Source organism: Mycobacterium sp. NGS48 (genome assembly GCF_059812585.1).
Window position 1 is genome coordinate 62,905 of the sequence record NZ_JCALCY010000013.1, and the last position, 11,715, is coordinate 74,619.

The following is an 11,715-nucleotide window of genomic DNA, read 5'->3' on the forward strand; positions in this document are numbered from 1 at the left end:
CCGACGCCGGCGTCAGCGCAGGCGCGCGTGCTCGACCATCAGGCAACGGTCCATCACGACTTGCAGCCCAGCGGCCGCGGCGTCTCGGCCCACCTGCTCATGCCACAAACCCTGCTGCAGCCACAGGATTTTTGGGCGTGGTTGCAGAGCGAGCGTGTCGGCCAGTACGGCGGGCAACTCCTCGAGGCGGCGGAAGACGTCGACCATGTCGGGCACTACCGGCAGGTCGGACAGGCGCGGATAGACCCGGGCGCCGTCGATCTCCGTGATAGTCGGGTTGACTGGAAACACTTGATACTGGCCGGTCGAGATCAGATACGAGTAGATCTCATAGCTGGGTCGGCTGTGGTTGGCCGATGCCCCGACCACCGCGATCGTCTGGGTGTCCTGCAGGATGCGTCGCAACGTGGCGGCATCGGGTTGACCGGTCATCAGTTGTTTCCAGGCGGCCGACGCGTACGCGCATTGGCAAACCGGTCGGACAGCCGGCGCATCCGGATCATCAGCGACGCCGACGGGCTGTCCGCGGCATCGAGATAGCCGGCGAACTCGTCGACGGGTACGCCGATGCGCGACGCGAATTCGTCTTGTTCGAGCCCGGATCGCTCGACCAGCACCTGCACGTGGCGGGCGACTTCCTTACGCTCGTTGGCCTCCAGGTGAGCGCGGGCGCGCTCCAGCACCTCGGCGAGCGCCTTGGCTATCCCGTAGGGACGCGAGCGCTCCAGCACCTCTTCGACCTGGCGGGCCGTCCGGCCGTACGGGTCACGTTTGAGAGCGACGGCGATTTGTTTCCAGGTCGCGATATCGCCGCTTTCCAGCGCCGAACTGATCGCCGAAGTGGACCAGAACTCGACCGGCTGATCGGCTTGAGAGGCGCCGCCACGCGGCTGCGACACCGGACCGCGGTCGGCGGCGGGCCGACGTGGCGCCGGCCCGGGGCGTCGGTCCGCTGCCAACGTCACCTCGCATCCTCCAGCATTGCTACCGCCACCGACAGGCAGCGCGCTCTGACCTTCTCCCAGTCTGCCTTCCCATCCGGGTCCGGCCAACCGTCCTCGTCGACATCGGCGGGATGTGGATCCGCGAGCCGACGCACCAACTGGGTAGCGATCCATTGCCGCCTGGCTGATTGACAACCGTAGTACCTGTCCATCCCGGCCAGCACCACCGCGGCCGTTTCAGGCTCCATCACCTCGACCAGCTCAGCAAATTCGACGTAGTCGCGGCTGCTGTTGCGGGACATGATCAGGTAGCCCTTGAAACGCAGTGTTTCGGCGCCGGTCGGGATTTGCAGGCGGTCGCCGGTGGGCAGCTGCACGTGAGTGGTTTCCACCGGGCTGCGACGCTCGCACACCGGCTGTTCGACGTCGCTGTCGGAGGCTTCGGTTTGCAATGCGTCCAGCGCCACCGAGAGCCGGCCGCGCCACACCGTGACCGGGTGCACCGGGCGTACCGCCCGCGGCGCCGCCCGGACGCCGTTGCGGGACGCCAGGCCGCCGACGAATTTGCGGGCCCTCGATCCACCGTTGCCGGCGGCTGCGGTAACCAGAGCGGTCCGGTTGGCGGACGCGTCGTCGCCACCTTTAACCCGTCCCCGTAGCTCGCCGCCGCGCCCGCTTCCGGTGAACGCCAGCGGGTCGGCCACGCAGATCGCATCGGGGGCAAGGTTCTTGAGTTTGGCCGCGGACTTGAGCACCATGCGCAGGTCAGCGCCGGGCACCACCGGCGCGGAGATGTCGTCGGGGATCATCACGACGTCGCCCAGATCGACCATCGGCAGCGGCTTTTCGAAGTCCACCGACGGCAGGATGCGGTGCAACCAGGCGGGCAGCCACCAGTTCCACTGGTCGAACATCGCCATCAGCGCCGGGACCATCACCAGCCGCACCACGGTGGCATCCACCGCGATCGCAACCGCGCACGCCACCCCGATCTCGGCGACCAGCGGCATGCCGGCGAACGCGAAACCGATGAACACCGCGATCATGATCAGCGCCGCGCTGGTGATGGTGCGCGCGCTGGTGCTCACCCCGTAGGCCACCGCGTCATGGGTGTTGCCGGTCTGTAGGAAGCGTTCCCGGATCCGGGTCAGCAAGAAGATCTCGTAGTCCATCGACAAGCCGAAGGTCATCGCCAGGACCAGGGGCGGAACTGTGCTGTCGATCGAGGTGATCGGTGTGAAGCCGAGCTGTTCCAGCCAGCCCCACTGAAAAACCATCACCAGGCTGCCGTAGGCGGCCGCCACCGACAACACGGTCATCAGCACGCCTTTGAAGGCCAACAACACCGACTGGATCGACACCAGCAGCATGACGAACGCGATCAGTGCGACGAACACCAGCACCAGCGGCTGCGTCTTCGACACCTGGTCGTCGAAATCTTTGATCAGCGCGGTCGGGCCGCCGACGTCGACTTGTGCCGAACCGACCTCGGGCAGGCGGGACAACTGGGTCCGCATCCAGTCGATGGTGTTGCGGGCCGCCAGACTCTCGGGGTCGACCGACAACACGGCAGAGAGCATCGCGCTGCTGTTGTTGTCGGCGAACACCGGCGGTGCCACGGTGACGACATCGGGGGCCTGCGCAAGCTCGTGGCGGATCGCCCCGAGTGCCTGGCTGTGGCCCGGCGAGGACGCATCCCCGTTCGGGAAGGTCACCAGCACCTGCACCGGGCCCAGCGCGCCGGGTCCCAGCGCTTCGGCTGCCCCCGCAACGCCGGCGCGGATCTCATGCGACGAGTCGAACTGCCGCAGCAGGCTGTTGCCCAAAATCATCGACAGCGCCGGCGCCGCCATCGCGATGAGGACCGCCGATGCGGCCAACGCCGATGCCCACGGCCGGCGCATCACCCAACCGATCCAGAGGGTCCAGAACCGTGACACCGTGGTCTCGGGTCGCCGCGACCAGTGCAGCGCCGCGGATCTCTTGGCGGCCGCCCGCCCGAACGTCGCCAATACCGCCGGCGTCATGGTGGTCGAGGTCAGCATCGCCACCGCGACCGCAAGGATCGCGCCCGTCGCCATCGACGCCAGCGCCGGGGTGTCGATCAGGTAGATCCCGGTCAACGAGGCGATGACCGTCATGCCGGACAGCACCACTGCCAGTCCCGAGGTGCCCATCGCCGCGTCGACGGCCTCCTGCGGTTGACGTCCGGCCCGCAGTTCCTCGCGGAAGCGCATCAAGATGAACAGTGAATAGTCGACGGCCAGCGCGATGCCGAACATCGACACCGTCGAGGTGACGAATACCGACATCGTGGTGTAGGCCGACAGCAGATAGACCAGGCCCATCGTGATGGCGACCGTGCAGATGCCGAGTGCCAGCGGGATCGCCGCGGCCGCAAGCGAACCGAACACCGCGAGCAGCACGATCAGGATGATCGGCAGATTCCATCGCTCGGCGGCGGCGATGTCGTGTTTGGTGTTGGCCGCCGCGGCCGTGCTGAGCGCACCCTGGCCGATGACATAGAGGCGCACCCGGCCGTTCTCGATCTGTCCGGACCGGTCGCCGTGAACACCGACTTTGGTGCGCAGCTTCTTGGCGGCGTCACTGGCGCTGGCGCCGGTGTTGTTGGCGTCCAGTCGCAGCGACACCACATAGGGACGGTCTGGCTGCGGCGCCCGCTGGGTGGGGTTGGGCACGATCGCCACGTCGGCCACTTCGCCGGCGACCCGCTTCAGCATCGCGACCGCGTCGTTCATGTCTTGGTAGCTGGCGTCCGCGCGCGGCGCGGCCACCAGCGCCAGCGGTGATGCGCCCTGGTCGGGGTAATGTGCCTCGAGTTCGTCATGGACGCTCAGCGACTGTGAGCCGGCCACCTCGAAGCCGCCGCCGGTGAGGTGACCCGATTCGGTCACCGTCAGATAGATCGCGGGGATCAGCGCCAGCAACCAACCCGTGAAGACCAACCAGCGGAATCGGCGCAGGTTACTGCTGAGGCGCATTATGAATTGCTGGATTTCTTGTCTCCCCGCATTCTCCCGCGTTGCGTGCTGGCGAGCCTACCGCAGCATGGGGTAATGTTTTGCGGCTTGGCGGTCTCTGAGCAGCAACAACTCGGCAACGGGCGCCAATCCACAGCAGCCTCTCAGCCGTGCGAATTGGCCGGGCCGCCGCACCCGATGGCAGGATGTCGGCTGATCGCCGACGTCGAGGAGTTATCGATGACTTTCCTGCCTGGGAGCACACTGCGCCGCAGCCTGCTGGGCGTGCTGACCGCCACTGCGCTGGGCGGGACCGCGGCGGTGGCGTTGGCTGTGCCGTCGGCGGTCGGTGCCGCGGATCCCTGCGCTGCCAGCGAGATGGCCCGGACGGTCAGTTCCGTGGCGAAGTCCGCTGGTGACTATCTGGATTCACACCCGGAGACCAACCAGGCGATGACCACGATCATGCAGCAGCCCGCCGGACCCCAATCGGTCACGTCGCTGAAGACCTACTTCGAAGCCAATCCCAAGGTGGCCGGCGATTTGGCGTCGATCTCGCAGCCGCTCACCGGCTTATCGACAAGGTGCAAGCTGCCGATTTCGATCCCGCAGGTGCTCGGGGCCATGCAGGCTGCGCAGGGCGGGCTTCCGGGTGGGCTGCCCGGCGGCTTGCCGGGAGGTGCAGCGGCGCAGGCGGTCGCCGGGATGCAGGGCACGGTTCCGGCGGCGACGGGACCGCTTCCGGGTCCGCCCCCGCCGCCGTCAACCCCGGGCAGATAGCCGCTCAGCCCTCGTTTCGCATCGGGTTATTGCCGTGCTGCTCCAGCGGGGGCAGCGGGCCTTGCAGTGCGTTGTCGGACGGATCGGCGAGCGAGGTTCCGTTTTGCGGTGTCGCCGGCCCGCTGTGAGCCTGAGCGTCGGTTGTGGTTTCGGTTTCGGCGTTCGTTTCCAACGCGTCAGGGTCGGCCTCGTTCTCGGTGCGGAACATGAAGAAGAACGCCACCCAGCCGATTGCGGCCAGCAACAACCAGCTGATCAGCCGGTAGATCAGCATCGCTGAAATCGCGGTGGGCAGCGTCATGCCGCTGGATACCAGGCCGGGCACCAGAACCGCTTCGACCACCAACAGTCCACCGGGCAGCAGCGGTATGGTGCCGACCGCGCGGGCAGCGGCGTAGGCGACGGTCAGTCCGGCCACCGACGCATTGCCGCCGGCGGCGTAGGCGGCGAAGCCCAGACAGGCCACGTCGGCGATCCAGTTGAACAGCGACCAACCGAACGCCAGGGAAAGGTCGCGGCGGCTCAGACTGACAGATTCCAACTGGTGCAGCGTCTCGCGCCACTTGTTCAGGCCGGTGTCGGCCGGCTTGCCGCGCACCGAGTTGATCCAGGACAACACCCGGGCGCCGATGCCGTCGATCAGTTCCGGCCGCGATGCCACCGCCTGGGCGAGCAGCAGCAAGGCGACGAAGCCGCCGAGCGTGAACAGCAACGAGAACGGGTTGTTCTTCGCGCCCAGGAAGAAGGCGCCACCCAGACCGAGCAGCGCCAGCCCCACCGCCTGCAGTACGCCCGACATCACCAGCTGCCACGACGCCACTACCGTCGAAGCCCCCCAAAGCCGTTGCTGCCGTAGCAAAAACGTGGCTGACAGCACCGGCCCACCGGGCAGCGTGGTGCTCAGCGAGTTGGCGGCGTAGAACGCGGCTTCCGACCGCCATTGTCTGACGTGCACTCCGGCGGATCTCAGCAGCGTGCGTTGGATCTGCGCGAAGCTGTGCATCGACGCACCGGCTGCGACCGCGGCGGCCAGCAGCCACCACCACTTGGCTGTGTAAAGGCTCTTCCATGCCTTGGCCAACTGGTCCCAGACCAGCACCACTTCGACGGCGAGCACGATCGCGACGATGCCCAGGACCACCCAACGAAGCCACCAATACTTGCCGTGGCCCGGCAGTTGCTGCTGACCGTCGACGGTTTTGGACGGTGCGTCGTGCGACACGTGGTTTAGGGTAGCCGCGCAGGTGACACCATGTTCGCCGCCGCGGCGGGCCGTGTCGCCATCGGCACCGGTTTGTTAGCAGGCTGCTGCGGTGGATCGACGGTTACGCTTACCGGCATGCCGTCGATCGACGACTCGGTTGAGCCCCTCGTCCGCAAGACAGCCGCCTGGGCCTGGCGATTATTGGTCATCCTGGCCGCCGTTGTCGCGTTCCTCTGGGTCGTCAAAAAGCTGGAAATCATCGTCGTCCCGGTGCTGCTGGCGTTGATGCTCAGCGCTCTGCTGGTGCCGGCGGTGGATTGGTTGGATCGCCGGCGCGTGCCACGCGGCGCCGGGGTGACGCTGGTGTTGCTGAGCGGCTTTGCGATTCTGGGCGGCATTCTGTCGTTCGTCATCACCCAGTTCGTCATCGGACTGCCGGATTTGATCGACCGGGTCACCCAAAGCATTGACTCCACTCGCAAATGGCTGATCGAAGGCCCCCTGCATGTGAGCCGTCAGCAAATTGACAACGCAGGCAACACCGCGATCGAGACGCTGCAGAACAACCAGGCGAAGCTGACCAGCGGCGCGTTGTCCACAGCGGCGACCCTCACCGAGATCGTCACCGCCGGGCTGATGATGCTGTTCACGCTGATCTTCTTCCTCTACGGCGGCCGCAACATCTGGCAGTACGTCACCAAGATCTTCCCGGTCAGCGCGCGCGACCGGGTACGCGCCGCCGGGCTGGCCGGATACGGGTCGCTGATCGGTTACGTACGCGGCACCTCGCTGGTGGCGTTGGTCGACGCGGCGGGCGTGGGCATCGGGCTGGCGATCCTGGGTGTGCCGCTGGCTCTTCCGTTGGCCTCGCTGGTGTTCCTCGGCGCCTTCATTCCGCTGATCGGTGCCGTAATCAGTGGCTTTCTGGCCGTCGTGGTGGCGCTGCTCGCCAAGGGATTCGTCTACGCGCTGATCACTTTGGGCATCATCGTCGGGGTCAACCAACTCGAGGCGCACATCCTGCAGCCGCTGGTGATGGGGCGAGCGGTAGCGATCCATCCGCTGGCGATCGTGTTGGCGATCTCCACCGGCGGGGTGCTGGCCGGGATCGTCGGCGCGCTGCTGTCTGTCCCGACGGTGGCGTTCCTCAATAACGCTTTCAAAGTGCTGCTCGCCCGGGAACCGTCGGAGGAGGCCGACGAGCTCACCGAGAACGGCGACGCGATCATGGAGGCCGAACCCGACGACGTCGAAGCCGAGTCGGCGACCGACCGCTCGAGCTAGAACCGTCCTTCGCGGCGCAGCAGATCCTGCGCGCTGAGACCGCCGCCACGGCGTCGGGGCCGGTCGGCGTTGGGGGAATCCGCACCGCGAGAATTCAGCTTCTCGGTTGCCGCGTCGGAATCGCTGTCATCCGGTGGCGCGATCGGGATGGCGGTGGTGGTATCACCTTCGTCGGAGGATGCCTCCTCGACGGGCCGGTCCGGCGGCACCGGCGTGGCATTGCCAGTGTCGCGCGAATCAGCTTGCTGCTCAGCTTGTTTCGGGCCACGCAGCTCGTTGAGCCAGGATTCGATCTCGCGATCTCCCGCACCGGCGGGCGGTTCGCTCGTGGCGGGCCTGCCGGTCGATGCGGGTGGGTGTTCGCCGCCGCGGGCGGAAGCGGGCGCGCCATCCCTGGGCTTGGGGATGCGGGTCGTCGCCGGCTCGTCTGAGTTGTCCGGCTCCGGAACTCGCATCCGGGTGGTACTGGCGGTCGACGGTGCCTCTGCAACCGGCGGCCGCTGATCCGGCCGGACGGGCGGACGCCGACGGGCAGGCCCTTCCACCGGGTGGGTGGGATCGTGCGGGGGGCGAGGTTTTGCGGCAGCCGGGACGAGCGCCGCGACGGGGGCCTGTTGGGGTCGACGAGTCGGTCGTTTGCGCTCGGCGGGCAGGTGGATCTCACCGAGCCCCAGGCGGTTCTGCAGCCGCTTCATCCACCGAGGTGCCCACCAACAGTCATCGCCGAGCAACTTCATCACCGCCGGCACCAGGAACATCCGCACCACGGTCGCGTCCAGCAGCAGGGCCGCCACCAAGCCGAACGCCAGGTATTTCATCATTACCAGGTCGGAGAACACGAACGAGCCGGCGACCACGGCCATGATCAGCGCCGCCGCGGTGATCAGCCGTCCAGTGGTCGCCGTGCCGATCCGAATCGCCTCCGAAGTGGACATCCCGGATTCCCGCGCCTCCACCATCCGGGAGACCAGGAATACCTCGTAGTCGGTGGCCAAGCCCCAGCCCACCGCGACCACCAGCGCGATGATGATCACCATCAACGGCGTGGGGGTGAAGTTCAGCAACCCCGCACCGTGCCCGTCGACAAAGATCCAGGTCAGGATGCCCAGCGTGGACCCGAGCGTCAACGCGCTCATCACCGTGGCCTTGAGTGGCAGCACCACCGACCCGAACGCCAGGAACATCAACAGGGTGGTGGTGGTCAGCAGGATCACCAGCATCAGTGGGCCCTTGGCGGACAAAGCGTGGATGCTGTCCTGCTCGAGCGCGGGGGTGCCGCCGACCAGGAGCTTGAGCCCTTTGGGGGCGGGGATCGCCCGCAGGTCCTTGATCTTCTGCGCGGCGTCGTTGCGGGTGATCAGGCCATTTTCGATCACCCGCACCGACTTGTCCTTCGACGCGCCCGGGAGCTCGGGGCGTTCCTTCCACATGTCGGCCGGATTGTTGTCGGGCTTGACGAACCCGCTGATCGCCATCGCCTTGTTGCGGACGTCGGCGACCTGCTGGTTGGTGACGTCCTTGTGGTTGTCGGATTCGATCACCAGCGTCAGCTTCTCGGTGCGGAATCCCGGGAAGATCTTGTCGAACTGCTCTTGGGCCACTCGGGCGGAGTTGTCCGGTGGCAGGTACTTCTCGCTCATGCCGCCGAAGGACAGCTTGCCCAACGGGATGATCAACAGGATCATCGCGACCACGATCGGGACGGCGAACGCCAGCGGCCGCTTCATCACAATGTTGACCAGCTTGCCCCAGAACTCGCCCTCGACTTCCTCGCGCGTCTTCGTCTTCTGGGTCTTCTCGGCCAGGAAGTTCAGCCACCAGTTCATCGGCTTCCAGTTACGGAAGAACGGCACCCGCAACAGGGTTCGCACCCCGAGCGCGTCGACGTGGGGGCCCAGCACGCCCAGGCAGGCCGGCAGCAGCGTGATCGACAGCAGCGCCGCCAGCCCCACCGCCGCGAAGATGGCGTAGGTCAGCCCCTTCACGAAGCCCTGCGGCAGCACGAGCAGTGCGGCGCCCGAGACGATGATCACTACCGCGGAGAACACCACGGTCCGACCGGCGGTCATCACACTGCGCCGCACCGCGGCCTCGGTGTCGTAGCCTTCGGCGATCTCCTCGCGGAAGCGGCTCACCATGAACAGCCCGTAGTCGATAGCGAGAGCCAAACCGACCATGCTGATGACCGGCTGGGCGAAGAAGTTCACCGGCCCGAAGAGGGTGACCAACCGCAGGATGCCCGTCGCCCCCGCGATGCTCAAACCGCCGACCATCACCGGCAGGCCGGCGGCGACCACCCCGCCGAACACGAAGAACAGCACCACCGCCACCAGGGGCAGCGCCAGGACTTCCATCCGCGTCTGGTCGGTGGCGATGGTGCCGGTCAATGCGTCGGCGATCGGTTGCAAACCGGCCAGTTTGACTGTGCCGCCGTCGAGCTTTTGCAGACTCGGCTCGACGGCCTGGTAATTCTTCAGGATGGTGTCGTCGTCGTCGCCCTTGAGCTGAATGGACACGAAGGCATGCTGTTTGTCGGCGTCGGCCATATTGTGCAGCGCCTCGGGGTTGGTGAAGTATCCCACCCAACTGAGCACCTGGTCCGGGTGGTCGCTTTTGACCTTGTTGAGCCCGTTTTTGATGCTGTCGAACCACTGCTTGTCGTCGACGGTCTTACCCTTGGGCGCCGTGAAAACGGCAACAACGTGGCTGGTGCGGTCGCGCCCGTACGCCTCGTCGCCGTGGATTGACGCCTGCACCGACTGGCTGCCCTCGTCGTAGAACCCGCTCTGGGTGACGTGCTTACCGAGACTCATCCCGAAAATGCCGCCGCCGAGGCACAACGCCACCATGACCCCGATTACGATGAATCGGTAGCGGTAGACAGTTCGACCCCACCAGGCGAACACGTAAGCTCCTTACTGGATCTGCGACGACCCGCGCATTGCTTTTGAGTTGTCACACACGCGAGGTCAGTAGCGACGACAGCGGCCGGAACGGCTGCAGCCACGCCCCCTGGTCAGGCAGCGAATCCAGTCCGATTCGCGGTAGCGACTCCCGGAAAACACCAGGTATGTCCTCCAGGTCGACGAACTCCAAGGTATCCGACGCTAACGCCCAACTCGCATGTTCGCGAAATCCGAGCACTTGAACGGGAACCCCGTCGCGGGCGATCTCTTCCAGCGGCTGGCGGAAAGCTTGGCCGTCCGCGGACGCCACCATCAGTGCCGCAAGCCCCTCGCCGCGGCGCTGCGCGATGTGGTGGAGCATATCGCTGTCGACGTCGCTGTCCTCGTCGATCTTCGGCTTGGCGAAGACGGCGAACCCCACGTTGCGCAGCGCATCGACCCATGGCCGGACCACTTCGGCGCTGCCCGGCGCGATGTTGGTGAAGACGGTGGCTTCGGGTTCAGCCGAGCCGTCTTCACCACCGGCGGTCACATCGGCGGTGCGGGAGAGTAACCAGCGGCCGAGCGCGTCGAAACGGGGCCGTTCCAGTGCAGTGGGCCGGCGGCCCAGGATGGAACCCAGGCCCATGTCCAGGTTGGGTGCATCCCACACCAGCAGCACCCGCGATGCGGCCGGTGCCACGCCGCCGGGCGTGACCGGGTCAGGTGTCTCGGTGCCGGCTTGTTCCGTCACGCTCATGGTTGGCGTCTTTCCCAGACCAACTCGGTCACGGCGCTGCCGGCGTCGCGGGCCTTGGTCTCGTATTTGGTGATCGGCCGAACAACCGAGATCGGCAGGCCCGGGGTGTCGGGACGCAGCCGGTGCAGCCGTGGTTCGGCGTCGCCGACCTCGCCGATCTGCTCGGCGTAGCCAGGGTGATCGGTCGCCGCATGCAGCACGCCGCCCGGACGCAGTCGATCGGCGATCAGGGCCACCGTGGCCGGTTGCAGGAGCCGGCGCTTGTGGTGGCGGGCCTTGGGCCACGGATCCGGGAAGAACACCCGCACCCCGGCGAGCGCGGCAGGGGCGACGAGATGGTCCAGTACGTCGACGGCGTCTCCGCGGATCAATCGGATGTTGGTGACATTCTCGCGTTCGATCGCACTCAACAGCTGCGCCAGGCCACGGCGGTACACCTCGACTGCGATCACATCGACGTCCGGCTCTTCCTGTGCCATCGCGAGCGTGGAAGTCCCAGTGCCGCAACCGATCTCCAGAACCACCGGGGCTTCACGCCCGAACCAGGCGCCGACATCCAACTGTGCGGCCGGGCCGTCCGGGCCGCGGGCGGCCATGCCGAGTTCCGGCCAGAGCCGCTCCCAGGTCCGCTGCTGGGCGTTGCTGAGAGCCGAACGCCGGGTGCGGAAACTGGTCGTGCGGGGATAGTTGCCGGTCGTGCGCTGCGCTGACACCGCCGTATCGGGGCGTGCCTCTACCCCGGGCTGTGCCTGCATTTGTCCATGGTTACCCATAAACCCATCAGGTAGCCGTCCGTGGTGCAGATTGATACCCAACAGTTGCCTTCTACCGTGGCGGGTGGCTCGCGGCACGGCGACGCAGATGCCACCATTCGATA

The 11,715-nt window shown here is 66.5% G+C and carries 9 protein-coding genes; 2 read left to right on the top strand and 7 right to left on the bottom strand.

Annotated features, from left to right (window positions below; all coding sequences use genetic code 11):
- Positions 1-12: 12 nt before the first annotated feature.
- Genes AC5Y42_RS19145 through AC5Y42_RS19155 form a run of 3 tightly spaced genes read right to left on the bottom strand, consistent with a single transcriptional unit; the run spans position 13 to position 3,949 of the window.
- Positions 13-432 (bottom strand): CoA-binding protein, encoded by a 420-nt coding sequence (locus AC5Y42_RS19145; protein ID WP_499900144.1) that lies wholly within the window; start codon positions 430-432, stop codon positions 13-15.
- Complete coding sequence (locus tag AC5Y42_RS19150; RefSeq protein ID WP_499900145.1) at positions 432-965, bottom strand: XRE family transcriptional regulator; 534 nt, start codon at positions 963-965, stop codon at positions 432-434. The genes AC5Y42_RS19145 and AC5Y42_RS19150 overlap by 1 nt, the downstream gene beginning before the upstream one ends.
- Positions 962-3,949 (bottom strand): MMPL family transporter, encoded by a 2,988-nt coding sequence (locus AC5Y42_RS19155; protein WP_499900176.1) that lies wholly within the window; start codon positions 3,947-3,949, stop codon positions 962-964. The genes AC5Y42_RS19150 and AC5Y42_RS19155 overlap by 4 nt, the downstream gene beginning before the upstream one ends.
- A 216-nt stretch (positions 3,950-4,165) precedes the next feature.
- Here AC5Y42_RS19155 and AC5Y42_RS19160 point away from each other — a divergent pair, with 216 nt between their 5' ends.
- Positions 4,166-4,705: a hemophore gene (locus AC5Y42_RS19160; RefSeq protein ID WP_499900177.1), complete on the top strand. Its 540-nt coding sequence runs from the start codon at positions 4,166-4,168 to the stop codon at positions 4,703-4,705.
- A gap of 4 nt (positions 4,706-4,709) precedes the next feature.
- On the opposite strand, the gene AC5Y42_RS19165 is transcribed toward AC5Y42_RS19160, so the two are convergent.
- Positions 4,710-5,927: a lysylphosphatidylglycerol synthase transmembrane domain-containing protein gene (locus AC5Y42_RS19165; RefSeq protein WP_499900146.1), complete on the bottom strand. Its 1,218-nt coding sequence runs from the start codon at positions 5,925-5,927 to the stop codon at positions 4,710-4,712.
- 117 nt (positions 5,928-6,044) lie between these two features.
- Here AC5Y42_RS19165 and AC5Y42_RS19170 point away from each other — a divergent pair, with 117 nt between their 5' ends.
- Complete coding sequence (locus AC5Y42_RS19170) at positions 6,045-7,193, top strand: AI-2E family transporter (protein WP_499900147.1); 1,149 nt, start codon at positions 6,045-6,047, stop codon at positions 7,191-7,193.
- Here AC5Y42_RS19170 and mmpL3 read toward each other — a convergent pair.
- Genes mmpL3 through trmB form a run of 3 tightly spaced genes read right to left on the bottom strand, consistent with a single transcriptional unit; the run spans position 7,190 to position 11,611 of the window.
- On the bottom strand, positions 7,190-10,099 hold the full coding sequence (gene mmpL3, locus AC5Y42_RS19175; RefSeq protein WP_499900148.1) for a trehalose monomycolate exporter MmpL3: 2,910 nt from the start codon (positions 10,097-10,099) through the stop codon (positions 7,190-7,192). The two genes, AC5Y42_RS19170 and mmpL3, sit on opposite strands and share 4 nt — an antisense overlap.
- Positions 10,100-10,148: 49 nt before the next feature.
- Complete coding sequence (locus AC5Y42_RS19180) at positions 10,149-10,838, bottom strand: NYN domain-containing protein (protein WP_499900149.1); 690 nt, start codon at positions 10,836-10,838, stop codon at positions 10,149-10,151.
- Positions 10,835-11,611, bottom strand: a complete 777-nt coding sequence (gene trmB / locus AC5Y42_RS19185; RefSeq protein ID WP_499900178.1) for a tRNA (guanosine(46)-N7)-methyltransferase TrmB — start codon at positions 11,609-11,611, stop codon at positions 10,835-10,837. Before trmB ends, AC5Y42_RS19180 begins: the two co-directional genes overlap by 4 nt.
- Between the last annotated feature and the right edge of the window lie 104 nt (positions 11,612-11,715).

Bases quoted from the DNA above. Each gene is read 5' to 3' on its own strand.
- AC5Y42_RS19145 (WP_499900144.1), bottom strand. From the start codon at position 432: ATGACCGGTCAACCCGATGCCGCCACGTTGCGACGCATCCTGCAGGAC.
- AC5Y42_RS19160 (WP_499900177.1), top strand. From the start codon at position 4,166: ATGACTTTCCTGCCTGGGAGCACACTGCGCCGCAGCCTGCTGGGCGTG.
- AC5Y42_RS19170 (WP_499900147.1), top strand. From the start codon at position 6,045: ATGCCGTCGATCGACGACTCGGTTGAGCCCCTCGTCCGCAAGACAGCC.
- AC5Y42_RS19180 (WP_499900149.1), bottom strand. From the start codon at position 10,838: ATGAGCGTGACGGAACAAGCCGGCACCGAGACACCTGACCCGGTCACG.
- trmB (WP_499900178.1), bottom strand. From the start codon at position 11,611: ATGGGTAACCATGGACAAATGCAGGCACAGCCCGGGGTAGAGGCACGC.